This window comes from Pseudomonas sp. LBUM1643 (assembly GCF_059716215.1).
In genome coordinates this window covers 3,460,700-3,484,718 of record NZ_CP166813.1, presented here as the reverse complement: position 1 = coordinate 3,484,718, position 24,019 = coordinate 3,460,700, and the positions used below count along the sequence as shown (strand labels likewise).

At 58.3% G+C, this 24,019-nt stretch carries 19 protein-coding genes; 11 read left to right on the top strand and 8 right to left on the bottom strand.

Going from position 1 to position 24,019, the window contains the following annotated elements:
- Positions 1–15: 15 nt before the first annotated feature.
- Positions 16–546: an FUSC family protein gene (locus ACA063_RS15635; protein ID WP_497662366.1), complete on the bottom strand. Its 531-nt coding sequence runs from the start codon at positions 544–546 to the stop codon at positions 16–18.
- Between the two features lie 173 nt (positions 547–719).
- Between ACA063_RS15635 and ACA063_RS15630 the strand changes: the two genes are divergently transcribed.
- The 7 genes from ACA063_RS15630 (at position 720) to ACA063_RS15600 (ending at position 10,385) form a co-directional block, all read left to right on the top strand.
- Complete coding sequence (locus ACA063_RS15630; protein WP_497662365.1) at positions 720–1,844, top strand: zinc-dependent alcohol dehydrogenase family protein; 1,125 nt, start codon at positions 720–722, stop codon at positions 1,842–1,844.
- Positions 1,845–1,855: 11 nt separating this feature from the next.
- Complete coding sequence (gene gabD / locus ACA063_RS15625; protein WP_497662364.1) at positions 1,856–3,334, top strand: NADP-dependent succinate-semialdehyde dehydrogenase; 1,479 nt, start codon at positions 1,856–1,858, stop codon at positions 3,332–3,334.
- 86 nt (positions 3,335–3,420) lie between these two features.
- The gene (locus tag ACA063_RS15620; RefSeq protein ID WP_497662363.1) at positions 3,421–3,729 is read left to right on the top strand and encodes a hypothetical protein; all 309 of its coding nucleotides are present in this window, start codon (positions 3,421–3,423) and stop codon (positions 3,727–3,729) included.
- Positions 3,730–4,364: 635 nt separating this feature from the next.
- Positions 4,365–4,502: a hypothetical protein gene (locus ACA063_RS15615; RefSeq protein ID WP_497662362.1), complete on the top strand. Its 138-nt coding sequence runs from the start codon at positions 4,365–4,367 to the stop codon at positions 4,500–4,502.
- Between the two features lie 183 nt (positions 4,503–4,685).
- Positions 4,686–5,831: an efflux RND transporter periplasmic adaptor subunit gene (locus ACA063_RS15610; RefSeq protein WP_497662361.1), complete on the top strand. Its 1,146-nt coding sequence runs from the start codon at positions 4,686–4,688 to the stop codon at positions 5,829–5,831.
- On the top strand, positions 5,828–9,010 hold the full coding sequence (locus tag ACA063_RS15605; protein ID WP_497662360.1) for an efflux RND transporter permease subunit: 3,183 nt from the start codon (positions 5,828–5,830) through the stop codon (positions 9,008–9,010). The genes ACA063_RS15610 and ACA063_RS15605 overlap by 4 nt, the downstream gene beginning before the upstream one ends.
- A complete protein-coding gene (locus ACA063_RS15600; protein ID WP_497662359.1) occupies positions 9,003–10,385 on the top strand; it encodes an efflux transporter outer membrane subunit in 1,383 nt (460 codons plus the stop codon). The genes ACA063_RS15605 and ACA063_RS15600 overlap by 8 nt, the downstream gene beginning before the upstream one ends.
- A 103-nt stretch (positions 10,386–10,488) precedes the next feature.
- Here the strand turns inward: ACA063_RS15600 and ACA063_RS15595 are convergent, their stop codons facing one another.
- From ACA063_RS15595 to ACA063_RS15565, 7 genes are all read right to left on the bottom strand, one after another.
- Positions 10,489–11,796 (bottom strand): MFS transporter, encoded by a 1,308-nt coding sequence (locus ACA063_RS15595; protein ID WP_497662358.1) that lies wholly within the window; start codon positions 11,794–11,796, stop codon positions 10,489–10,491.
- 150 nt (positions 11,797–11,946) lie between these two features.
- Complete coding sequence (locus ACA063_RS15590) at positions 11,947–12,927, bottom strand: transketolase family protein (RefSeq protein WP_497440882.1); 981 nt, start codon at positions 12,925–12,927, stop codon at positions 11,947–11,949.
- Between the two features lie 2 nt (positions 12,928–12,929).
- Positions 12,930–13,817: a transketolase gene (locus ACA063_RS15585; protein WP_497662357.1), complete on the bottom strand. Its 888-nt coding sequence runs from the start codon at positions 13,815–13,817 to the stop codon at positions 12,930–12,932.
- A 106-nt stretch (positions 13,818–13,923) separates the two neighbouring features.
- Entirely contained in the window at positions 13,924–15,015 is a 1,092-nt protein-coding gene (locus ACA063_RS15580; protein ID WP_497662356.1) for a glycerol dehydrogenase, read from the bottom strand.
- A gap of 129 nt (positions 15,016–15,144) precedes the next feature.
- Complete coding sequence (locus ACA063_RS15575) at positions 15,145–15,837, bottom strand: SDR family NAD(P)-dependent oxidoreductase (RefSeq protein ID WP_497662355.1); 693 nt, start codon at positions 15,835–15,837, stop codon at positions 15,145–15,147.
- A 30-nt stretch (positions 15,838–15,867) separates the two neighbouring features.
- Positions 15,868–16,668: a shikimate dehydrogenase family protein gene (locus ACA063_RS15570; RefSeq protein ID WP_497440885.1), complete on the bottom strand. Its 801-nt coding sequence runs from the start codon at positions 16,666–16,668 to the stop codon at positions 15,868–15,870.
- A 15-nt stretch (positions 16,669–16,683) separates the two neighbouring features.
- The gene (locus ACA063_RS15565; RefSeq protein ID WP_497662354.1) at positions 16,684–18,288 is read right to left on the bottom strand and encodes a GMC family oxidoreductase; all 1,605 of its coding nucleotides are present in this window, start codon (positions 18,286–18,288) and stop codon (positions 16,684–16,686) included.
- A 223-nt stretch (positions 18,289–18,511) separates the two neighbouring features.
- On the opposite strand from ACA063_RS15565, the gene ACA063_RS15560 reads away from it, so the two are divergent.
- From ACA063_RS15560 to ACA063_RS15545, 4 genes are all read left to right on the top strand, one after another.
- Complete coding sequence (locus ACA063_RS15560; protein WP_497662353.1) at positions 18,512–19,663, top strand: glycerol dehydrogenase; 1,152 nt, start codon at positions 18,512–18,514, stop codon at positions 19,661–19,663.
- A 40-nt stretch (positions 19,664–19,703) separates the two neighbouring features.
- Complete coding sequence (locus ACA063_RS15555) at positions 19,704–20,876, top strand: iron-containing alcohol dehydrogenase (protein WP_497662352.1); 1,173 nt, start codon at positions 19,704–19,706, stop codon at positions 20,874–20,876.
- A 177-nt stretch (positions 20,877–21,053) separates the two neighbouring features.
- The gene (locus ACA063_RS15550) at positions 21,054–22,331 is read left to right on the top strand and encodes a carbohydrate porin (protein WP_497662351.1); all 1,278 of its coding nucleotides are present in this window, start codon (positions 21,054–21,056) and stop codon (positions 22,329–22,331) included.
- 141 nt (positions 22,332–22,472) lie between these two features.
- Positions 22,473–23,972 carry an aldehyde dehydrogenase gene (locus ACA063_RS15545; protein ID WP_497662350.1) on the top strand — a complete coding sequence of 500 codons (1,500 nt, stop codon included), beginning with the start codon at positions 22,473–22,475 and terminating at the stop codon, positions 23,970–23,972.
- The last annotated feature ends 47 nt before the right edge of the window (positions 23,973–24,019 follow it).

Sequence of the window (24,019 nt, the reverse complement as noted above, 5' to 3'; positions counted from 1 at the left end):
ACCCTGACTCGCCGCTCAGTGCCTTGTGGAATCAGGCCAGAGCCGCCTGACTCTCGTTTCAAGTGCTGCGATCACGATAGCCGTCGTCGAGCCAAGTGTTACCTCCAGAAAACGCATTAATCCTGTCTCCCAGATGGCCGAGCCTACGTCCTTGCTCAACAGGATGATGACCGCAGTCCACAACCCAACTCGCCATTTGGGACGATTGGCGATTACCGCCGCAGTCACAGCCGTGACGATCATTAACTCGATAGAAGTCGCCAGGTGCAGATGTTGCATGAGCATCTGACAGGCGATCGCCAGTGTCGCTCCTAGAGCTGTGCCAATCACCCGATTACAGAACTCGGAAAAGGTGTCACCCAGATTTTCCTTGCTGGTGATCAAGGCTGAGACAGGCGCCCACAACGGTTGATGGAGCTGCAACAGGAGGGCCAAACCAAAAGCCAGACCCGCTGTAAGGGAGGAGCGAGCAGCGCATACAAACACGATACGGATTCGTGTTCCGCGCGATGGGTCGGTGACGACTTGATGAGGGAGTTCTGACATGCGGCGTCCAGCAACGTAAGAGTGACAACGTCGCCACTATAAGTGCATCCAGAGCGCAGGTTTTGCGAATTCAATTCCAAACAGCTGCGCCCGGCGATGCGTTTCTGACACGGGCTGCCTGCGGCATAGTGGTGGGTACTCACTATCGAGTCCAGCTGCGTCGGAGACGAAAGATGCAAGTCAGAGCTGCTGTTCTAAGACACATGAATGTCAAGCCGCCTTATGCCCAGAGCAAGCCGATTGTGATTGAGACAATCGAACTGGCGCCCCCGGGGCCAGGAGAAGTACTGGTGCGTATTCGTGCCGCTGGCCTTTGTCATTCCGATCTCTCGGTGATTAATGGCGATCGCCCTCGGCCGATGCCCATGGCGCTCGGCCATGAGGCGGCCGGGGTCGTCGAAGCATTGGGCGAAGGGGTCAGTGACCTTGAACTGGGGGATCACGTGGTCATGGTGTTCATGCCCAGTTGCGGCCATTGTCTTCCGTGCGCCGAAGGTCGCCCGGCCCTCTGTGAACCGGGTGCGAAAGCGAATGCGGCGGGTACGCTGATCAACGGTTCAGTGCGTTTGAGCGATCCTGCTGGTCACGTGCATCATCATTTGGGGGTCTCGGCATTTGCCGAATACGCCGTGGTGTCGCGCAACTCGGTGGTCAAAATCGACCGCGATCTGCCCTTTGTCGAAGCGGCGCTTTTTGGTTGTGCTGTGTTGACGGGGGTCGGCGCCGTGGTCAATACCGCGCAATTGCGGGTCGGCTCAACCGCCGTGGTGATTGGTCTGGGTGGTGTCGGCCTGGCGTCAGTGCTGGGTGCACGGGCGGCCGGGGCGAGCAAAATCATTGCCGTTGACCTTTCACCGGAGAAGCTCGCCCTGGCCAAAGACGTCGGCGCGACCGCGGTGGTCAACGGCGGCGATCCGGACGCCGTTGAGCAGGTACTGCAACTGACCGGCGGCGGCGCCGACTACGTGTTCGAAATGGCCGGTTCGATCCGGGCACTCGATAACGCCATGAAAATGACCAAGCGCGGTGGTATGACCGTGACTGCAGGCCTGCCGCCGCCAGGTTCGGCACTGTCGGTCAACGTGGTTCAGTTGGTGGGCGAGGAGCGCACGCTCAAGGGCAGCTACATCGGTACTTGTGTGCCGATCCGCGATATTCCGCGGTTCATCGAGCTCTATCGTGATGGTCGACTGCCGGTGGATCGGCTGTTGAGCGGCAGACTCAAACTGGACGACATCAACGAAGGTTTCGACCGCTTGCATGACGGCAGCGCAGTGCGTCAGGTCATTGAATTTTGAGGAGTAACAGCATGGCCGATACAAACTTCCTGGCAACGCTCGACGACCCCACGTTGTTCCGTGAGGCGAACTTCATCAATGGCCTGTGGCTGGAGGTGGGTGAGGGACGCAGCATCACCGTTACTAACCCCGCCACCGGTAAGGTACTGGGGCGCGTGCCTTCATTTGGGGCCAGTGAGACCGCCCTGGCCATCGCCGCCGCCAAACGCGCGCAACCGGCGTGGCGAGCGCTCACCGCCAAAGAGCGCGCGGTCAAACTGCGCCACTTGTTCGAGTTGATGATCACCCACCGCGAAGACCTTGCGCGGATCATGACAGCCGAACAAGGCAAGCCGCTGGCCGAAAGTCGTGGCGAGATCACCTATGCCGCGTCATTCATTGAATGGTTCGCGGAGGAGGGCAAGCGTGTTTATGGCGATACCATCGCCTCCCATTCAACGACCAGCCGCATCATCGTTCAGAAAGAACCCATCGGCGTGTTTGCCGCGATTACCCCGTGGAACTTCCCCGCAGCGATGATTACTCGCAAGGCCGGGCCAGGCTGGGCGGCCGGTTGCACCGGTGTATTGCGTCCTGCCAGTCAGACACCTTTTTCGGCGATCGCAATTGCAGTGTTGGCCGAGCGCGCCGGTCTGCCTGCCGGCGTGTGCAACGTGATTACCGGGCCCGGCAGTGAAATCGGCGCCGAGCTGACCTCCAACCCGGACGTGCGCAAACTGTCCTTCACCGGCAGCACCGAGGTCGGTGCCACACTGTTGGCCCAATGCGCACCCACGATCAAAAAGACCAGCATGGAACTCGGCGGCAATGCGCCTTTTATCGTGTTTGACGATGCTGATCTTGATGCTGCTGTTCAGGGTGCGCTCGCGTCCAAGTACCGAAACGCAGGGCAGACGTGTGTGTGCGCTAACCGTCTGCTGGTCCAGGACGGTATTTATGATGCTTTCGCCGCCAAACTGAAATCCGCCGTCGACGCCATGAAAGTAGGTAACGGTTTTGAGGAGGGCGTGACGATCGGCCCACTGATTGACGAGGCCGCCGTGCGTAAGGCTGAGGAGCATGTCGCCGATGCCGTTGAGCGCGGAGCCTCTGTCCTGGTAGGTGGCGAGCGTCATCCATTGGGGGGCAGTTTCTACAGGCCGACGATCCTGGTGAACGTGCCAAGGGAGTCAAAGGTGTTCCGTGAGGAGACGTTCGGTCCCGTGGCACCGTTGTTCCGTTTCAGCACCGAGGCGCAAGCCATTGAGATGGCCAACGACACCGAGTTCGGCCTGGCGTCGTATTTCTACAGCCGTGATATCGGTCGGATCATGCGGGTGGCCGAGGCGCTTGAATGTGGCATCGTCGGGATCAATGAAGGGTTGATATCGACGGAAGTGGCGCCGTTCGGAGGTGTGAAGTCGTCGGGGCTTGGTCGTGAGGGCTCCAAGTACGGAATCGAAGACTATCTTGAAATCAAATACCTCTGCCTGGGGGGCATTGATCGCTGACAGAGGTTTGGGGAGATGGCCACCCGGTCATCTCCTTTTTAATTAGTTTCAATAACTTTTTCCTCTTCACACAAGCAGATTACTCGATGCGTATCTGGCTCGATCCGGAACCCGTCGCGGCCTTTAATCTGACTGCAGCAGACATCAACACCGTGGTGCGTCTGAAGGATGTGGCCCGCACTCACCATCGCGGCAGCGACAGCAATCTTGCTGCTCAACTCTGTAACCCTGTCTCCAGCATTGACGGCGATGATTGTGCATCACCACACCCCTCAGACGCACCACGCGCCCAAAACAGTGCCGAGGAGCATGTGGCTGATGCTTTAGAGCTCGGGGTCTTTGTTCTCATCGGAGGGGGCGTTATCCACGAGGGCAGTGGTTATCGACCATCCTAGTGAGCGTGCCAGGGGAGTCGAAGGTGTTTTCCGACGAGACATGCGTTCCGTTGGTATCGCTGTCCCATTTCAGCACTCAAGCGCGAACCTTTGAGTTCGTGCTTGCATCGTTATTTGTACGGTCGTGATGTGGGCAGGTTACGCGAGTTGCCAAGGCGCTGGAGTGCGGAATCATCGGGATTTTGTACGGGTTGATATCGACGGAAGTGGCACCTTTCGATGGCGGTGTCAGGACTCGAACGTAAAGGCTCAAAGTATGGAGTCGAGGATTACCTTGAAATCAAATACATCGTTGGGGGGCGCCGCTGATATTTTAAGCGAAATACCTACACGGCTATCTTATTTCTCCTCAATAATCCGGCTTTATTGAAGCCATATCTAATCTCCCCTTTCCTTTTGTTGAAAAATTTCTCACATGCTACGCCCTACAATTATTAGTGAATGTGATTCACAAGTAATTGTCAATTTGTTCACATAGTCTGCCGTCTATTTGTGCGGTAAGGGTTTGGTTTTATTTTTTTAAAGTGTTAATTCGTGTCTTTTAGTCAATATTCTTTTCGTATTCCTGTGGTTTATCTTTGCGGCGTGGTGACGGAAAATCCATTTCATCATAATCACTATCGAGATCACCATAAATGAATTACTTCAAAAAATCCGTTGCACTGTTCGCCATCCTGACTGCTCTTTCTGCGGCATCTGTAGTTCATGCAGAAGAATCCGGCGCCTTTGTCGACCGTAATAAAGCACTGAATGAGCGAGCTGTCGTAGGTTAAGTCGCCATATTGGTGTCGACGTCGATATTCGCATATATGAACTGATATTTAGTTCTATGAATTTTTTTTGGCTATGGAGTGACTTTCATTCAGTGGCCAACTGCGGAGAATACTAAAGTGAACTCGAATAAAGCAGGGGAGTCGACATCATCGCCCCCGATCAGAGCGAAGGTTATCAAAGGCGTGGCTTTTTCCGCTGTCAGCTTTGCGCTGGTGGCGGCCCTGACCGGCTGTGGTCCGGATAACGCCAGCAACCTGGCGGCGGCCCCGAGCGTTACGGTCAGTCAGCCGGTCAAGTCGATGATCACCGATTGGGATAGTTTTACCGGTCGGTTCGAGGCTACCGATTCGGTGGAAGTTCGCTCGCGGGTCAGCGGCTATCTTGAGAAGGTCGCATTTCAGGATGGCGCCATCGTCAGGAAGGGCGACTTGCTGTTCGTGATCGATTCGCGCTCGTTCCAGGCTGCTGTGGTACAGGCGCAGGGCAAACTGGCTCAGGTTCGTTCGCAACTGGCGTTGGCCGAGCAGGAATTTGCTCGGGCCAACGTCCTGATCGAATCTAAAACCATCGCCCGTAGCCTCTACGATCAACGCTTGCAAGCACGTCAGGCGGCGCAAGCTGAAGTCCTGAGTGCCGAAGGTGCATTGACCAATGCCAAGCTGGAGTTGGAGTTCACCCGTATCACCGCGCCCATGAGCGGTCGCATTAGCCGCAAGCTGATCAGCGAGGGCAACCTGGTCAACGGCGGCAACAGCAGCGCCACGTTGCTGACCACCATCGTTTCGATTGACCCGATTGATATCTACTTTGATATCGATGAGCAGAGCTACCTCAAATACCGTCGCCAGGCGAAGACCGCTGCCAACCAGAGCCAGGTGCGGATTGCCTTGCCGGGTGAAGCCGAACCGAGCATGACCGGGCGCATGGACTTCATCGACAATCGACTCGACCCGTCCACCGGCACCTTGCGCCAGCGTGCCCGGGTCAGCAATAAAGACCTGCAGTTGAGCCCGGGGCAATTTGGCCGGGTGCAGTTCTCCAGCCAGGCGGCTTACCCGGCATTGTTGCTGCCGGACACCGCGATCACCGTCGATGCAACCCGCAAAGTCGTCTATGTGCTCAATGTGCAGAACAAGGTCGAAGTTCGCCCTGTAACGCTCGGCAAACTGCATGACGGTTTGCGCGAAATCGCCAGCGGCTTGCAGGCGCAGGACCGGGTGATTGTCGATGGCCTGCAACGCGTGCGGGCCGGTGATACGGCAACGGCTCAGGATCGTTCGCTGGCGCAGGCCGCGAAAGCGACGGGCAACCAGGAGGCGCCGCTATGAGCCTGGGACGAACGTCCATCGAACAACCGGTATTGGCTATTGTGCTGTCCATCGTCCTGATGATTATCGGTGGGTTGGCATATCTGGTCTTGCCGACTTCGGAATATCCGGACATCGCACCACCCACCGTGGTCGTCACCGCGACCTATCCCGGCGCCTCGGCACAGACCGTGGCCGAGACCCTGGCGATTCCTATCGAGCAGGAGGTCAACGGCGTTGAAGACATGCTTTACATGTACAGTCAGGCGACTTCCGATGGCAGCCTGAACCTGACCGTAACGTTCAAGGCCGGCACTGATGTCGACAAGGCACAGGTGTTGGTGCAGAACCGTGTGGCGCTGGCCACCCCGCGTCTACCGGAACCGGTACAGCGCAGTGGTGTGACGGTGCGCAAGTCTTCGCCGACGCAGCTGTCGACGATTTTCATCTCGTCGCCGAAGGGCACCTACGATCAGTTGTATGTGTCGAATTTCGCGATCCGTAACGTCGCTGATGTCCTCAAGCGTATCGACGGTGTCGGCGACATCAACCCGCTGGGGGCTCGCGAATATTCAATGCGCATCTGGCTCGATCCAGAGCGCGTTGCGGCCTTCAACCTGACGCCGGCAGAGATCATCGCCGCTGTGCGTTCGCAAAACACCCAGGTGGCCGGCGGCGTGATCGCCCAACCCCCGGTGGCGTCCCAGGCGTTTCAGCCAAACCTGATTTTCGAGGGGCGACTGAAAGAGCCAGCCGACTTCGATAACATCGTTCTCAAGTCGGGTACTGCCGGGCGTCTTGTGCGCCTCAAGGATGTCGCACGCACGGAAATCGCCGGGCTGGCGTACGTCAACAACACCTATTACTTGCGTAACCCGGCCATCGGCCTGCAAGTGCTGCAACGTCCCGGCGCCAATGCCTTGGCAACCATGAAAGTGGTCGAAGAGACCATGGAAAAAATCGGTAAGGAATTCCCGGAAGGCATCGAATACAGCATCGGTTACAACCCGACGGCGTTTATTGCCGACAGTATCGGTGAGCTGGGCAAGACCATCTACGAGGCCGTCATCCTCGTGGTGCTGGTGATCATGGTCTTTTTGCAAGGCTGGCGGCCGTCGATCATTCCGATCCTGGCCATCCCCGTGTCTCTGGTCGGCACCTTCGCGGTCATGGCGATGCTCGGCTACTCGATCAACAACCTGACTCTGTTCGGGCTGGTGCTGGCCGTGGGGATCGTGGTCGACAACGCCATTGTGGTGGTGGAGAACGTCGAGCGGCATCTGGCTGATGGCAAGAACCCGCTGGAAGCGACCATCGTGACCATGCAGGAAATCGGCGGCGCGTTGATCGCCATTACCCTGGTGTTGTGTGCGGTGTTTATTCCGACCGCGTTCATTCCGGGTATCTCTGGTGAGTTCTTCCGCCAGTTCGGGATCACGATTGCGGTGGCCACAGCGATCTCGCTGTTCAATTCGGTCACGCTGTCTCCAGCGTTGGCGGCGATGATTCTGCGTCGACATGATCCTGAAGCCCATCAGAAGCCGAAAAAAGGCGTCTTTGGTATGCTCAAGCGTGCCGCTGATGGCTTCAACAGCGGCTTCCTGAAACTCTCTTCAGGCTACGCCGGCAGCGTGCGTGGCCTCGTGGCAAAAACTCCGTTGATGCTGGCGATCTACGCGGTGCTGATTGCCGCGACCGCTTACCTGATGGTGTCGACGCCCAAAGGCTTCATCCCGGTTCAGGATCGTGGCTACCTGGTGGTCATCGTGCAGCTCCCTGACGGTGCCTCTCTGGAGCGGACCAACGAAATTTCTCAGCAGATCGAGGCGATCGCCCTGGATGTGCCGGGGGTGGATCGAGTACCGACATTTTCCGGTTTCTCGATGGTGACCGGTACCAGCTCATCGAACTCGGCCGGTCTGGCGCCCGTATTCCAGCCGTGGTCCGTGCGTAAGTTGCACGGGTTGACGTCGGACAAGATCGCCGAAGATTTGCGCGAACGTTTGAAAGCGGTCAGCGGCGCAACGGTAATTGTCGCCACGCCACCACCGGTTCAAGGGTTGGGTAGCACGGGCGGCTTTTCCATGCGTTTGCAGGATATTGCCGGGTTGGGTACCGAAGCATTGGCCAAGGCAACCGACGACCTGATTGCTGCCGCCAACGCCACTCAAGGCATGACCGGCGTCTATTCACCGTTCTCGGCCCGGACGCCACAGGTGTTCGTTGAGCTGGATCGCGAACGCGCCGAAATGCTGGGCGTGCCAAGCAGCCAGATCAACCAGGCAATTGAAACGTACTTTGGCTCGTCCTACATCAACGATTTCAACCTCGTGGGACGTACTTATCGAGTGACGGCGCAGGCGGACTTGCCGTACAGGGTCACGCCAGAGGATCTGTCTCGGGTCAAAGTGCGCAACGATGCCGGTCAGATGGTGCCGATTGCCAGCGTGACGCGTCTGCATGAGGCTCTGGGTGTGGAGCGATTCCCGCGCTACAACCTGTTTCCTACTGCGGAAATCAACGGCGATACGTTGCCGGGACTGGGTTCCGAGTTCGGGATCAAGACGATGGAACGTCTGGCTAATGAGACGCTGCCAGCCGGCATCACCTATCAGTGGACTGATCTGAGCTATCAGCAAACCACTGCCGGCAACATGGGCCTCCTGGTGTTCCCGTTGTGTGTGATTTTTGTCTACCTGGTACTGGCGGCACAGTACGGCAGCTGGAGTCTGCCACTGGCGATTCTGTTGATCGTGCCGATGTGTCTGCTGGCGGCTGCCGGTGGCGTACGTCTGATGGGGCAGGACATCAATATCCTGACTCAGATCGGTTTTATCGTACTGGTGGGACTGGCGGCGAAGAACGCGATTCTGATCGTCGAAGTGGCAAGGCAGCAGGAGAAAGAGGGGCAAGGCATCGTTGATGCGGTCGTCGAGGCGTGTCGTCTTCGCTTGCGACCGATTCTGATGACCTCGCTGGCCTTCGTTCTGGGTGTGTTGCCGCTGGTGATGTCCGAGGGCGCGGGTTCCGAGATGCGTCAGGCAGTCGGTTCGGCGGTGTTCTTCGGAATGATCGGCGTTACGCTGTTCGGTTTGCTGTTCACTCCGGTCTTCTATGTGTTGATCCGCCGAATGGCCGGTGGCGAGCGTCAGGCACAGCCTAAAACCCAACATTCTGAACAGGGCGTGGCCCATGAATAACTATCTCAGCGTTCCAGGTCTGTTACTTGGGGCCGCGCTACTGAGCGCCTGTACCTCCCCGGTCATGCCGCCCAAAAGCGACTTGCCGGTCGACAGTTTCGTCAACGCTCAAGCGGCCGTACCCGCCAGCGCGACCGACAATTGGTGGAAGCTTTATCAAGACCCGTTACTCGACCGTTTGGTGGAGCGCGCCCAAGGGGAAAACCTTGACCTGCAGATTGCGTTGGCGCGGATCGATGCCGGTCGCGCACTGCGCAACATTGCCGGTGCTTCTGGCAGTCCCCAGGTCGATCTGGGGGCCAGTGTGGCGCGTCAGCGTATCTCGGCTGACCAGGCGGGTTTCACCGACTCGCTGATCACCGAGCCGACCTCATTGGGGTTAAGTGCGGCCTGGGAAATCGATCTGTTCGGCCGCATCCGTGAAGGTGTGCGCGCTGCCGACGCCGACCTCAACGCGACAGAGGAAGAGGCGCGGGGTGTGCGTGTGGCGCTGATCACTGAAGTGGTCCAGGCCTATGCCGAAGCGCGAGGGCTGGAGGAGCGCCTGGCGATCGTCAAGCAAAGTGCGGCCAGCCAGGCTGAGACCTTGCAGCTGACTGAGCAGCTGTATGCGGCTGGGGACAGTCCTGAAGCGGACTTGCTTCGCGCCCGTTCGCAGTCGGATTCCACCGCGGCCCAAGTGCCAGCGCTGCAACTGAACTGGCAACGTTCGCTGCATCGCTTGTCGGTGCTGCTCGCCCAGCCGACCGAGACGCTTTATCAGCAGTTCAAGGAGAGTCCGGCGAAGATCTCGACGGTGTCGTTGCTGGACGCTGGTACGCCTGCGGATCTGTTACGTCGGCGTCCCGATATACGCGCCGCCGAAGCACGTTTGATTGCGGCCTATGCGCGAGTCGGTGTGGCCAAGGCGGATCTGTTGCCGCGCTTGAGCCTGTCAGCGGCCCTGGGGTCTTTGATTGACGGTGTGAGCGCCGCCAATCTGGCCAGTTCGACGTTCTGGTTGGCAGGTTTGAATGCCACCGTTCCGGTGTTCGATGGCGGACGTCGGCGTAACGTGGTCGATCTTCGGGATGCCGAAGCGCGTCAGGCGTTGCTGAGCTATCGACGCACCGTGCTGACGGCCGTTTCCGAGGTGGAGTCAGCCTTGGCTGCTGCGCAACGCAATGCCGAACGTCAGACTTTCCTGGCCAGTGCGGCCAGTCAAGCCAGCTCAGCTGCCGAGCAGATTCAGCGGGCATGGCGGGCCGGAGAGACGCCGTTCCTTGATGTATTGCAGGCTCAGCGGGTGCAACTGACGGCGCAGAATGCGCTGTCGCAGGTCAAGACCGCACAGTGGCAGAATCAAGCGGCGTTGGTGAATGCGTTGGGGGGGTAGGTAACGACAATTGAAGTACGTTGCGGGCAAGCCCGCCCTCACAGGTTATGAGATGCCTGTAAGGGCGGGCTTGCCCGCAATGGGTCATAACAAACAACGAGGTTCAAATTTTGTCGATCGGCACACCGTGGTTGTTTTTCCACATCAACACCACGGCACTGGCAATGACCGCGACAACGATCAAATAGATGTTGAAGATCCACCCCATATTTTCCGAGTACAGCCAGGTCGTCAGATAGGAGGCTGTACCACCGAACACCGCAACGCCCAGAGAGATACACACCCCAAACATTCGAGTGCGATAGCGGGTTGGGATCTGCTCGGAGATCGATGCCGGTTTACACCCGGTGATGAAGGCCACCAACAACAGGCCCGCCGTCTGCGCCACCATCAAAGTCCACGGTTCGCTGGAAATCAGACCCCACAGCGGAAACAGCGTGGCGGCAATCCCCAGCAAGGAAATCAACGCTGAAATCTTCCGCCCCCACAGGTCCGATATCCAACCGGAGATCGGCAGGAATACCAGGTAAATGACCTGTGCAATGCAGCTCATGGTAAATGCACTGCGTGGGTCCATGCCTTTGACACTGATGGCGTAGATCGAGGCCGAGGTGACCCAGGTGTAGTAGGTCAACGTGGCACCGGCTTCATAAAGAAACAGACGAATGCCGTGCTGGATGATCTTGCCACGGCTCCAGGCCGGCGTTGTTGATTCACCGCCAGCGCTCGGCGAGTGTTCGCTTTCCATCATGTTGCGACGCAGCCACAAGGCGAAGACGGCCAACAGACCACCCGTCGCGAAGGGGATACGCCAGCCCCATTCCTGCATTTCACTCACGGACAACAGTGACGTCAGCAATGCCATGTAGAACGTCGCCAGCAAGGAGCCGCAGCCCACCGCGATAAACACTGTGCTTGACCACAGTCCCCGGCGTTTCGGCGGTGCAATTTCAGCGATGTAGGCGTAGGACGTGGTGGTTTCACCGCCATGGGCAAAACCTTGTACCAGCCTGGCCAGCAGCAACAGTCCTGAAGCCCAACTGCCAACCGATTCATAAGAGGGAATAAAGGCGATCAGCAGACTCGCGCCAGCCATCAACAACATGGTACTGAGCAACACCACGCGTCTGCCCAGTTTGTCGGCGAGGATGCCGAAGAAGATGCCACCAATCGGCCTTAACAGAAACCCCGCAGCAAATACCGCGAGGGTGTTCAGTAGTGCAGAAGTTGCGTTGCTTTTATCGAAGAGTGCGGCGGCGATATACACCGACGCGACGGTATAGATAGTCCAGTCAAACCACTCCAGCAAGTTGCCGATGCCGGTGGCCATCAATGACTTTCTGCGCAGGGATGTAGGTGTTTTGGCCTGTCCGGTCGAGTAATCGGACATGGTCTCGGTGATGTTATTCATTGTTGGCTCCGAGATACTTCATAAACCACGGGGTGTGGTCGGTGGAGGTGAATTGCGTGAGGCTCCCTGAGGAAAAGAGGTGTCCAATACGACGAAAATGCTGGGGCGAAGTTTGCCCGCGATGGGGAAAACCTCGCTCCTGAAAGCTGATCAGGCTTTCATATGTGCCAGCGCCACTTCCTCGATACCGGCGGCATCCAGCTTGTAGTGCTCATACAGGTGCGTCGGCGGGGCGATCAGGCTGTACTCGTCGTAGATGCCATGGCGCTTGAGCTTCACGCCGGCGCCTTCGTCCGACAGGACTTCAGCTACTGCCGCACCCAGGCCACCCAGCACGTTGTGCTCTTCGACGGTCATCATGCGTTTGCTGCGGGCAGCGGCGCGCAGGATGGCGTCACGGTCGATCGGTTTGATCGACGCCATGTCGATCACGCCCACGGAACGCCCTTCAGCGTTCATTTTGCGAGCGGCGGTTAGGGCCGCATGCACCGTGATGCCGCAGGCGATGATGGTCAGTTCCTCACCTTCGATGTGCTCATGGGCCTTGCCGAACTCGAAGACCACGCTGTCGTCGTAAACGATCGGATCGCGACCGCGACCGATGCGGAAATACACCGGCTTGTCGTAGGTAGCCGAGGCTTTGATCGCAGCCGCCAGTTGGGCGCCGTCCGCTGGCGACACCACCGCCAGGTCGGCGATCGAGCGCATGGTGGCGATGTCTTCGGTGGCGTGGTGTGAGGTGCCGTAGAAGCCTAGGGAAATGCCGGTGTGGTGCCCGATCAGACGCACCGGTTGCGCGGAGTAAGCCACGTCCATGCGGATCTGCTCACAACACAGCAAGCCGAGGAACGAAGCGAAGGTCGCCACGAACGGCATCACGCCGCAGGTGGCCAGGCCAGCGGCGGCTGTCACCATGTTCTGCTCAGAGATACCGAACTGCAGGTAACGCTCAGGGTACTCACTGGCAAATTTGTTCAGGCCGTTGGAGTACTGCAAGTCAGCCGAGCCGGCCATCACCGGGTAGCCGGCTTTGGTCAGTTCGATCAGCGCGTCGGACAAATAAGACAGGCCCGGGTTGAGGGCGTTGAGGCCACGGTACTGCCAGGAATTGGGGGAAAGAGGGGCATTCATGATCAGATCTCCATGGCTTCAATTTCAGCGATAGCGCGTTTGGCGTCTTCCGGGTCGAGGTAACCGAGGTGCCAGCCCGGTTCGGTTTCCATGTAGGAAACGCCTTTGCCTTTGACGGTTTTGGCGATGATGCACACCGGCTTGTCGCGGCTTTCATCGGCTTTCACCCGACGCAAGGTTTCGGTCACTTCGGCAATGTTGTGGCCGTCCATGACATGCACTTCCCAACCGAAGGCCCGCCATTTTTCGTCCAGCGGTTCGATGCCGATCACGTCGTCCACCGAGCCGTCGAGTTGGAAGCCGTTGCGGTCGACAATTGCGATCAGGTGTTTGGCTTTGTGATGGGCAGCGCTCATCGCGGCTTCCCAGACCTGGCCTTCTTGCATTTCACCGTCTCCGAGCATGACGAACACGTCGTAGACTTCGCCGGTGAATCGCTGTGCCAGGCACATGCCCAGGCCGCCGGAGAGGGCGTGCCCGATAGAGCCTGAAGAGAAGTCGATGCCGGGCACCTTGCGCATGTCAGGGTGATCGCCCAGAGGGCTGCCCAGGCGGGTGTATTCATCGAGCCACTCCTTGGGGAACACGCCAAGGTCCGCAAGAATCGGGAACTGGCCCACGGCGGCGTGGCCCTTGCCCATCAGGAAGCGGTCGCGGCCCGGCCATTTCGGTTCGTCGGGGCGAATCGTCATCACGTCGTAGTACAGCGCGGAGAACAATTCGGCGGCAGAAAACACCGAGGTGTAATGGCCGGTCTTGGCGATTTCAATCAGGCGGATTGTTTCCAAGCGAACGAATTTCGCCCGGTCTTTCAACTTGATCACAGTCTCGGCGGAAGGCACAAAGTTACTGGCTTTCCACTGTTCGAGTGTTTTGCGGGGTGCAGACATCTCTACCTCCAATCACAGGCATGAATTTGTTGAAGTTGAATCTCAGTGGCGGGGTTTGAACTTCAACGGGGTGGTTGTGTGTTCAACGGAGCTCTTGAGTCAGTGCTCAGTGGGTCAGGCCCTCAAGCGCGCGCATCGCACCGATCAGCTCGTCAGACGTCAGTGCGCCGCCTGATACCGAGGCAAAATTGCGCGCGTGAGGGGCTTTCAGAGTGGGCTCGGCCACTTGCATCAGCACCGAATCATCGACGTCGAGTACGCCGAGTTCGGTCAGGTTGCGGGGCAAGCCGATACGTTGATAGAAACTCAACATGTCGCCCATAAGTTCGGCATCGCGGTCCTCAAGCACCAACTGCACCAGCAAGCCATAAGCCACTTGCCAGCCATGAACTTGCTGTTGTGCACCGGGGATTTTCGACAGCCCGCGCGTCATCGCGTGGGCAATGGACAGGCCACCGCTTTCGAACCCCAGGCCGCTCATCAAAAGCACGGCTTCAACCAAGTGATCAAAGGCAACAGTTACCTCGCCAGTACCGGCCTGGGCCAGCGCCGGTTCGGCGTATTTGCGAATGATGTGATAACACTCGCGCGCCAGCACCAGCCCCGACAGCGCGGGGCGTGCGCCAAACATGTTCACGCCACCGGATTTGTAGCACTGCTCGGCTTCGAACTTTTTGGTCAGGGCATCGGCGATACCGGCCAGCAAAAACTGACGCGGTGCTTGGGCAATCAGTGAGGTGTCCACCAGCACGTAGCGAGGGCTGACGAGCAGGTGACCGACTTCGCTCAGTTGATGATGAGCGTCGTAGACCACGTAGTTCTTGGAGGTTGGGGCGTCGTTGGACGCCACGGTGGGCATGGTGATCAGCGCACGACCCGAGGTGTGGGCGAGGGCCTTGCCGGCGTCGATGCACTTGCCGCCACCGACGGCCAGGATCATGTCGAACTCAATCTCCGAGGCGGCCATCCTCAGGCCGGCAATCCCATCGGCAGTGATCTCGCCGTCGAAGGTGATGTAGTGCAACTCGACATCGGATTGCGCGCAGGTGTCATCGAGTCGTTGCCGGATAAGGCCCAGCACATAACTGTCGATGACCACCACGGCCTTGCGTCCGCAGTGCGCCAGATAAGTACCCGCCTGAGCGAGCACTTCAGTGCCCTGGACGTACCGTCCGGGCGAGCCGAAAACCAGATTCATTCAGCACCTCTCACTTCACTGCTTATTGTTATTCGAGGCTCGGCGACAGGGTGCCGACGCCTCGGTCTTGTTATGATGCATGATATATCATGTTTTTAAACGGTCAAGCGCTCAATCGACGAGAGGGCATCAGGCGATCGAATACCCGCCATCTACCGGCAACGTTGTGCCCGTCACGTAGCGCGCGTTATCCGACACCAGGAAGGCGATTACATTGGCGATGTCTTCCGGTGCTCCCCAGCTTTTCATCGGAATGCGCGCCAGGATACCTTCCGAGCGGACCGGGTCTTCAAACGCACGACGCGACAGATTCGTCAGAATCCAGCCCGGTGCGACGGCATTGGCCCGCACGCCATCGGTCGCCCACGCCACCGCCATGCAGCGTGTCAGTTCGGAGATGGCCGCTTTGCTCGACGCGTAGGCCGGGGTCTTGGCGGAGCCGAAAATCCCCCACATCGAGGCGAAATTCACCACCGCACCCCGAGCAGCCTTCAGGCCGGGCAGGGCGGCGTTGGTAATGCGCAACACGGCGGTGAGATTGACGTCCATGACGCGACTGAAGCCTTCGAGCTCCCACTCACGATTGTGGTCAATGATGCCGGCGGCGTTGACGATGGCGTCGACGCGCTCGAACTGCTCGAAGAACGCGGTTACTGCCTCGTCGTTGGTCACGTCCAGTTCCTGGTAGTGAATGCCCTCGATGCGTTGCTCGGGTTCACCGAGCCCTACGGTGAATACTTCATAGCCGTCCGCGTGCAGGCGTTGTGCCGTAGCGAGGCCGATGCCGGAGCCGCCGCCGGTCACGATTGCAGTCTTTTTCATGGTTTTTCCTTATGTCTGAGAGGAGGGCGTTTAAACGCCGGTTTTGGAAAACAGAAACTCGGCCAGCAGATCGATCTGGCCAGTGATCATGTGCGCGCCTTTATGGATGATGCAGCCACGCTCGGCGGCGGCGCGCAGCAGCGGCGTGATGTCCGGGTTCATCACCACTTCGCCGACCACCGTGCCGGGAGCTAGGGTCTCGACGGGCAGCGGCAGAGGGTCCTGCGCTTTCAGGCCCAGGGCTGTGCCGTTAATCACCACATCAAAACCGGTCGCGTCGGCGGGTCCGGCATTGACCTGCTGATTGGGGAAAATCTGCCGCAGCTCGCAGGCCAACTCTTCGGCCTTGGCCGGAGTGCGGTTGCTGATTACCAGTTCTTGAATATCTTCGGCGAGTAACGCGTGGGCGATACCGGTGGCCGCGCCACCTGCTCCTAGCAACAACACACGCTTGTTGCGAAGGTCATGGCCTTGTTTTTTCAGGCCGCCGACAAAGCCGTCGCCATCGAACATGCGTCCGCTGAAGCGCCCGTCGGGCAGGCGCTTGGCAACGTTGCACACCTTCAGCAGACTGGCGGTGCCTTTGAGTTCATCGCACAATTTCGCCACCTCCAGTTTGTGCGGAACGGTGACAATCACCCCCGCCAGGTTTTCAATCCCGCGCAAACCTTCCCACGCCGTAGTCAGGTTGGCCGGCGACACTTCCCAAGGCACCAGCACGCCGTCATAACCGAGACGTTCCAGCAGCGGGTTGAAAAACTCGGGGGTACGCAGGTGTTTAGCCGGGTAGGTGAGATGAACGACTACTTGGGTTTTACCGCTGATAGGCACGACGAAATTCCTCTTTCAAAGGTGGGATGCGGAGGCTGGCAACGCGGATCGCCCGAGAATCATGTCCGCGGCTTTTTCGCCGATCATGATTGACGGTGCATTGGTATTGCCGGAGATCAGGTTGGGCATGATTGAGGCATCGACCACTCGCAGGTTGCGCAGACCGCGAACACGCAATTCAGGATCGACGACCGCCATCTCGTCGTCACCCATCTTGCACGTGCCCACCGGGTGGTAAACGGTCTTGGCGCGCTGGTTGATGTAACTCAGCAATGCTTCATCGCTGCGTATGCTCAACCCAGGAAAGACCTCTTCGCCGGTGTACTTGCGCATCGCCGGTTGGGCGAGGATCTCGCGTGACAGGTTCAAGCCTTTGATTGCTACACGGCGATCTTCCGGGTGGGCGAAATAACGTGGATCAATACGCGGTGGCGTGTTGACCTTGCTGTCGGTCAGACCAATTTCGCCGCGGCTCATGGGGCGTAATACGCAGGTATTGATGGTTGCGCCGGGCTTTTTGATCGTCTCCTGATCGAGGTCGAAAAACACGATAGGCACGAAGTGCATCTGGGCGTTTGGCCGTTCCTGCGCATCGTCGGTGTTGACGAAAGCACAGGCTTCGGTGACGTTCGAACTAACCGGGCCGCTGCCAAATATCAGGTACTGCAGACCATTCTTGACAGTGTTGAAGGCGTTGTCCTGGCCGTAGTAACCGTACTTGCCATGGCAGTAGGCGATGGTGCCGACTTCCGCATGGTCCTGCAGGTTCTGACCGACGCCGGGTAAGGCATGCTGCAATGGAATGCCATGGCGTTCAAGTTCTTCGGCCGGACCGATACCGGAAAGCATCAATAGCTTGGGTGACTGAATGGCGCCAGCGCTGAGGATCACTTCTTTACTGCAACGTGCCTGCGTCAACTGGCCTTTGTGGGTGTACTCGACCCCCACCGCTTGATTGCCTTCGATCAGGACTCGTTGCACGGTGGCGTCGGTGATGATCGTCAGGCGATCAGACTTTTCAGCCTCGCGCAGATAAGCCACAGCCGCACTGCAACGGCGATTGTTGCGAGCGGTGATTTGGTTGAAGCCGACGCCGTTCTGGCGCTCACCGTTGAAGTCCGCTGTGAAGGGAATACCGGCCTGCTGCGCAGCACGCACGAATCCGCGAGACAGTTCGCAAACCTGCTTAAGGTCTGAGACACCCAGCGGGCCGCCCGTTGCGTGATAGCGGTTATCGAAGCGTTCATTGTCTTCGGCGCGTTTGAAGTAAGGCAGTACTTCGCGATAAGACCAACCATTGCAACCGCTGCTTGCCCAGCCGTCGTAATCCTCGTGCTGGCCGCGGATATAAATCAGCGCATTCACCGAGCTCCCACCGCCCAGCACCCGACCCTGGGGAAGAATGCGCTTGCGCCCGTCCATGGCCGTTTGCGGCTGGGTTTCGTGGCGCGACAGCAGCGGGCTGGACAACAGCCGGGTAAATCCGGCGGGGATGTGGATCAGCGGATGAGTATCTCGAGGGCCGGCCTCAATGAGCAGAACCGAGGCGCCGGCCTCGATCAGGCGGCCGGTCAACGCGCAGCCCGCTGAACCGCCTCCAATGACAACGTAATCGTGCATGCCTTCCTCCGAACAGTGTTGTTCTTATTTTCATGCATCATATATCTTGATGCCCCCCAAGCGTCAATCCCGGGTTTTTCACGGCGGTGCGTCTCGCAAAAAAGCGCTTGGTAGTTGAAAATTAAATATGATATATCATCGATCCGGCGAGAGATGAGCCTCTCGCAAACGTCCTCAAAGCAATAACAAAAAGCCTCCACGACGAGGCCAGGATGACGATGACATGACTCAAATGTTTGCTGCACCCGGCCGCTATATCCAGGGATACAAAGAACTCGATCGACTGCATAGGCATGTGGCCTGGTTCGGTCGACGGTTTTTGGTGATTACCACTCAGGGCCGTCTCGACGGCCTGAAGCAGACCCTGAGCGCCAGTTTCGATGCCGAGCACACACAGCTGCACTACGCGATATTTTCCGGTGAGGTGACGCGTCAGGAAATCCAGCGCCTCACCGCGAGCATCAACGCCTTCGAGTGCGACGGGGTGATTGGCGTCGGCGGCGGCAAGGTGCTCGATGCCGCGAAGGCTGTGGCCAATCAGGCCAAAGTGCCGCTGTGCATCGTGCCCACCATCGTTTCCAACGATGCGCCCACCAGTTCGCTTTCGGTGCTGTACACCGAAGCAGGCGCGTTTGACGACGTGCTTTTTTATGAGCGCAGCCCGGACGTGGTGGTGGTCGATACCTGGATCATCGCCCAGGCGCCAGTGCGTCTGCTGGTGGCCGGAATGGGCGATGCGCTCTCGACTTATTTCGAAGCGCGCACCTGCGTCGAATCGCACCGGAACAATTTTCTCGGTATCGCCGGTGCGGGGCTGAAAGAGGGCGGCGGCGGTGCCAAATCGACGCTGACGTCCATGGCTATCGCCGAACTGTGCTATCGGGTGCTGCTTGAGGATGGTCTGCAAGCCAGGCGCGCCGCTGAACACCACTGCGTGACCAAGGCCTTCAATCGCGTGGTGGAAGCCAATGCACTCATGAGCGGCCTTGGTTTCGAAAGTAACGGCGTGGCGACAGCCCATGCGGTGTATTGCGGGTTCAGTGAACTGGGCGCTCGGGCGACGATGTACCACGGCGAGTACGTGGCTTTTGGTGTTCTGGTGATGCTGGTGCTCGAAGGCAAATCCAGCCGGGAGCTGGATGCGGTGCTGAGGTTCTGCCTGAGTATCGGATTGCCGGTCACCTTCGAGGATCTGGAGCTGGCCGACATCACTGCGCACGAACTCGACTGCGTCGCACGTACCGCCGCGGATCCCAACCAGACCAGCAACGTCGAACCGTTCGAAGTCACTTTCGATGAAATGAAAGCAGCGCTGATCGCAGCCAGTGACCTTGGCGAACTCTATAAAAAAGGCGGGTCGTTGCTAATGGGTTGAACCCGTTTGCAGCGCACATCCCACAACAACAGGTGAACTGATGAAAGCATTTCAGGCAAGTCTACCGCTGACCCTCGATTTCGAAGTCGGGGCGATCAAGCGCATGGGTGAAAAGGTCGCGCCGTTCGGCAAGAAGGCCTTCTTGATGGTCGACCCGTTTCTACAGGGCAGTGATTTGGTGGCGCAAATTACCGGCAGTTTCGCCGAGCGCGGCATTGGGTTTATCGAGTTCTACGACATCGTGCCCAACCCTCGGCATACCACGATCGATCGTGCGGTCGAGCTGGTTCGTAATTCGGGTTGTGATGTGGTCGTTGCAGTGGGCGGCGGCAGTGCGATCGACTCTGCCAAAGCCGTGGCTTTCGTTGCTGTGCACGGGGGGGGCTGCTGGGATTACACCGAGCGGTTAGGTGAGGCGGTCACCCGACCACAAAGCCGTGGACTGCCATTGTTGGTGGTGCCCACCACTTCCGGCACCGGAACAGAAGCGACGCCTTTTGCCGTGATCAATAATCCGGAGTTGGGCCTCAAGTGCGCCATCGTCAACCCGTTCATCTACCCCGATGTCGCTTTGATAGATCCGCAGATTCTGGTTTCTAAACCTGCGAAGCTGACCGCGCTGACAGCGGTCGATACCTTCTGCCATGCGCTGGAAGCCTACATCAGCATTCACTGCACTCCGTGGGTGGAGATGGTCGCCTTGGAGTCGATTCGATTGTTTGCGGAGAATGCCCAGCGCTGCGTTGAACACGGCGATGACCTTGAAGCGCGCGCGCAAATGGCCTTTGCCTCGACCTTGGGCGGCATCGCTATTGCCAGTGCCGGGGTGACGGTTTCCCATGCCCTGGGCCAACCGTTGGGGGCCATGACTGACGCACCCCATGGTGGCACTGTCGCGGCCAGCACGCCTTACGTGATTGGCTGGACACTGCCGGTGTGTGCCGACAAGTTTGCTCGCGTAGCCGGGATTCTGGATCCGTCGGCGATGAATCTGACAGAGAGTGAGCGAGCGCAGCGTCTGCCCGAAATCCTCAAAAGACTGTTTACCACCCTGGGTGTCACCGATACGTTCCGCAGTTATGGCTTGCGGGTGGAACAGATCGATGACTTTGCACAAACCGTATGGACCAGCTTCAACCAGGACCTGGCCTGTCACCCGAAGAAGATCAACAGCAAAGAGGAGGTCGCCGACATCATAAGAATGTGTTTTTAACCGCCATTGTTTAACAGGCGCAGTCTTTGCTGATCGCTGGATGATCAGCGTTTCGTCTCGCGCCTGACCAAGTTCTGAAGTCGTTGTTTGACCGACCCTGTCAGTTGGGTTGGCGGGGTTTTGCATGCTCGAAAAACACTAAGACCAACAATAAAAATAGTTTCGGGAACAATAATAATGACCAACAAAATGATAGTTGCCGTCGGACTTTTGAGCACCTGCGCATTACCGGGTGCTTATGCGGCCAGTTACTCGCCGAATAATTTTCTGCTGGGGGACTGGAACGGCGAACGCACTCGCTTGCATGAGCAGGGTGTGGATTTTCAGCTGACCTACGTTAACGAGCTGGCCTACAACACCCAGGGCGGCGACGAGCACAAAGGGACTTACAGCGATCAGTTGATGATTGACACCAACTTCGATCTGCAGAAGCTGGTGGGGTGGCAGGGGGCGAGTTTTCGTATGACCTTCAGCAACCGTAATGGCGAAAACCTCACCGCCGAGGCGGGCACCAACACCTTGCTGGCTGCCCAGGAAATTTACGGCTACGGCAGCGTTACCCGCCTGGTGCAGTTCTATTACCAGCAGGCGCTTCTGGATGATCGACTGGTGGTCAAACTCGGACGCTTACCCATGAGTGGCGATGTGTTCCCGTTTTCCTGCAAGTTTCAAAACCTGACGTTCTGCGGCACGGTGCCCGGTTACATCACCCCCAATTGGTTTACCTGGCCCGTCAGCCAGTGGGGTGCGGCGGTGGCGGCGAAGCTGACTGACGAGCTGTCGCTCAATGCCTCGCTGTATCAGGTCAACCCGCGCTTTACCGAAAACTCCCAGGGTTTGAACTTTGGCAGCCCGTCCGGCACCACCGGTTATCTGGCGGTCGGCGAGTTGGCGTGGAAGCCCACTCTGAACGGTCTGCCCGGCAGCTATCGTGCGGGGATCTGGCGCAACACCGGCGATTTCAACGATGTCTATCACGACGTCAATGGCCTGCCCATCGGCCTGACCGGCGATGCACCGGATGAGCACGATCAGGCCAGCGGTTATTACGCCATGGCCGAGCAACGGGTTTATCAGGACCCGAGCTCCAGCGCCCGAGGCCTGACCCTGTTTGCCAACTTCATCCAATCGGATCGCGACGTGTCCTACGTGGAAAAAGTCTTCCACGTCGGCGCGTTTATCAGTGGCCCGTTTGCCGCGCGTCCTCAGGATGAAATCGGCCTGGCGATCGGTCGCCTCGAGGTGAATGAAAAATCCGCCAAGCGTATCCGTCAGCAAAACGCCTACACCCAACCGGCGCCGGACACCGAATACCCGGTGGAGTTGTACTACGGCATCAGCGTGACGCCGGCCCTGACGCTGCGACCCAATGTGCAATACGTGGCCAATCCCGGTGGGCTGAGCGGGGATAAAAGCGTGGTGGTGTTCGGCCTGAAAACCGAGGTCAGTTTCTAAGGGAATACGAGGTTTTAACGAACAGCAGTTGTGAATAAAACCCCATGAATCAGGGCATTTCTTCGCTTGCGATTTTAATAATGCATGATATATCGTCGTCAGGCGCCTATGCCTAAAACAAAAAACAGGAGACGCAACAGCATGAACACTCTCGTTGATATCGCTGCGGTCCAGCAGCGTGTCGCCGCCCTGAAACTGCCAGGGCAAGCCTTCATCGATGGCCGGTTTGTCGACGCTTTGAGCGGCACAACCTTCCCCAACATTTCCCCACGCAACGGCCAAGTGCTGAATCACGTGGCGTCCTGCCAGGCTGAAGATGTCGACGTCGCGGTCAAGGTCGCCCGACAGGCGTTCGACAGAGGCGTGTGGTCGCAACTGGCCCCCAAGGAACGCAAGAAAGTCATGCTGCGCTTTGCAGCGCTGTTCGAGCAGCACATGACGGAACTGGCCTTGCTCGAAACGCTGGATATGGGTAAACCGGTGTCCGAAAGCGCCGGGTTCGATGTGCATGCGGTGCTTGAATGCCTGCAGTGGTACGCCGAGTGCTGCGACAAGGTCTATGACGAAATCGCGCCGTCCGGGCCCGGCGCGCTGGGCATGATCACCCGAGAGGCCATCGGTGTCGTCGCCGCCGTGACACCGTGGAACTTCCCGATGCTGATGGCGATGTGGAAAGTCGCGCCGGCCCTGGCGATGGGCAATTCGGTGATCCTCAAACCCGCCGAACAATCACCACTGACAGCCTTGCGCATTGCCGAACTGGCAGCACTGGCGGGCATTCCGCCAGGCGTTTTCAACGTACTACCGGGTTTTGGTCCTACCGCTGGCCGTGCGCTTGGCCTGCACATGGACGTCGACACGCTGGTCTTCACAGGGTCAGGTGAAGTGGGAAAATTGTTCCTGCAGTATTCGGGGCAGTCGAACATGAAACGGGTATGGCTGGAGTGCGGAGGCAAGACCCCGAACATTATTCTCAATGACTGCCGCGACCTGGAAAAGGCCGCGACCACTGCTGCCAAATCGATGTTTTTCAATCAGGGCGAAGTTTGCGTTGCGCCATCGCGGCTGATCGTTGAGGAGGGGATTCGCGACGAGTTTGTTGCCGAAGTGTTGAAAGTTGCCCGGACCATCGCCATCGGCGATCCGCTCGATCCGGCTACGCAGTTGGGTGCCATGGTCGACAAGGCGCAGATGGATCGGGTGCTGGGTTACATCAGAAAAGGCTCCGAGGAAGGTGCACGAATCATCCTCGGTGGCGAACGTGCCACAGGCGTATTAGCCGACGGGTACTTCATTCCACCGACGATTTTTGACAACGTCACCAACGACATGACCATCGCCCGGGAAGAGATCTTCGGTCCGGTGCTGTCAGTCATCACCGCCAAGGATCACCTGGACGCTGTGCGCATCGCCAATGATTCGCCCTATGGCCTGGCCGCCAGCCTATGGACTAACGATCTGTCGCGGGCCCACTCGATCATCCGTTCGCTGCGTGCCGGCAGTGTCTGGGTCAATTGTTTCGACGGTGGCGATATCACCATGCCGTTCGGTGGTTACAAGCAATCGGGCAACGGCCGCGACCGGTCGCTGCACGCGCTGGACAAGTACTCGGAGCTCAAATCCGCCTGGATCGAATTCTAGATTCGGCCAGACCTTCATTGCCGCCTTCGAAACAGCTCCTGTCTGCG

Excerpts from the sequence above, each read along its gene's own strand:
- ACA063_RS15630 (WP_497662365.1), top strand. The coding sequence starts at position 720 with ATGCAAGTCAGAGCTGCTGTTCTAAGACACATGAATGTCAAGCCGCCT.
- ACA063_RS15585 (WP_497662357.1), bottom strand. The coding sequence starts at position 13,817 with ATGTCTGCACCCCGCAAAACACTCGAACAGTGGAAAGCCAGTAACTTT.
- ACA063_RS15545 (WP_497662350.1), top strand. The coding sequence starts at position 22,473 with ATGAACACTCTCGTTGATATCGCTGCGGTCCAGCAGCGTGTCGCCGCC.
- ACA063_RS15575 (WP_497662355.1), bottom strand. The coding sequence starts at position 15,837 with ATGAAAAAGACTGCAATCGTGACCGGCGGCGGCTCCGGCATCGGCCTC.
- ACA063_RS15605 (WP_497662360.1), top strand. The coding sequence starts at position 5,828 with ATGAGCCTGGGACGAACGTCCATCGAACAACCGGTATTGGCTATTGTG.
- ACA063_RS15555 (WP_497662352.1), top strand. The coding sequence starts at position 19,704 with ATGAAAGCATTTCAGGCAAGTCTACCGCTGACCCTCGATTTCGAAGTC.
- ACA063_RS15560 (WP_497662353.1), top strand. The coding sequence starts at position 18,512 with ATGACTCAAATGTTTGCTGCACCCGGCCGCTATATCCAGGGATACAAA.
- ACA063_RS15635 (WP_497662366.1), bottom strand. The coding sequence starts at position 546 with ATGTCAGAACTCCCTCATCAAGTCGTCACCGACCCATCGCGCGGAACA.
- ACA063_RS15615 (WP_497662362.1), top strand. The coding sequence starts at position 4,365 with ATGAATTACTTCAAAAAATCCGTTGCACTGTTCGCCATCCTGACTGCT.
- gabD (WP_497662364.1), top strand. The coding sequence starts at position 1,856 with ATGGCCGATACAAACTTCCTGGCAACGCTCGACGACCCCACGTTGTTC.
- ACA063_RS15590 (WP_497440882.1), bottom strand. The coding sequence starts at position 12,927 with ATGAATGCCCCTCTTTCCCCCAATTCCTGGCAGTACCGTGGCCTCAAC.
- ACA063_RS15580 (WP_497662356.1), bottom strand. The coding sequence starts at position 15,015 with ATGAATCTGGTTTTCGGCTCGCCCGGACGGTACGTCCAGGGCACTGAA.
- ACA063_RS15620 (WP_497662363.1), top strand. The coding sequence starts at position 3,421 with ATGCGTATCTGGCTCGATCCGGAACCCGTCGCGGCCTTTAATCTGACT.
- ACA063_RS15595 (WP_497662358.1), bottom strand. The coding sequence starts at position 11,796 with ATGAATAACATCACCGAGACCATGTCCGATTACTCGACCGGACAGGCC.
- ACA063_RS15600 (WP_497662359.1), top strand. The coding sequence starts at position 9,003 with ATGAATAACTATCTCAGCGTTCCAGGTCTGTTACTTGGGGCCGCGCTA.
- ACA063_RS15565 (WP_497662354.1), bottom strand. The coding sequence starts at position 18,288 with ATGCACGATTACGTTGTCATTGGAGGCGGTTCAGCGGGCTGCGCGTTG.
- ACA063_RS15550 (WP_497662351.1), top strand. The coding sequence starts at position 21,054 with ATGACCAACAAAATGATAGTTGCCGTCGGACTTTTGAGCACCTGCGCA.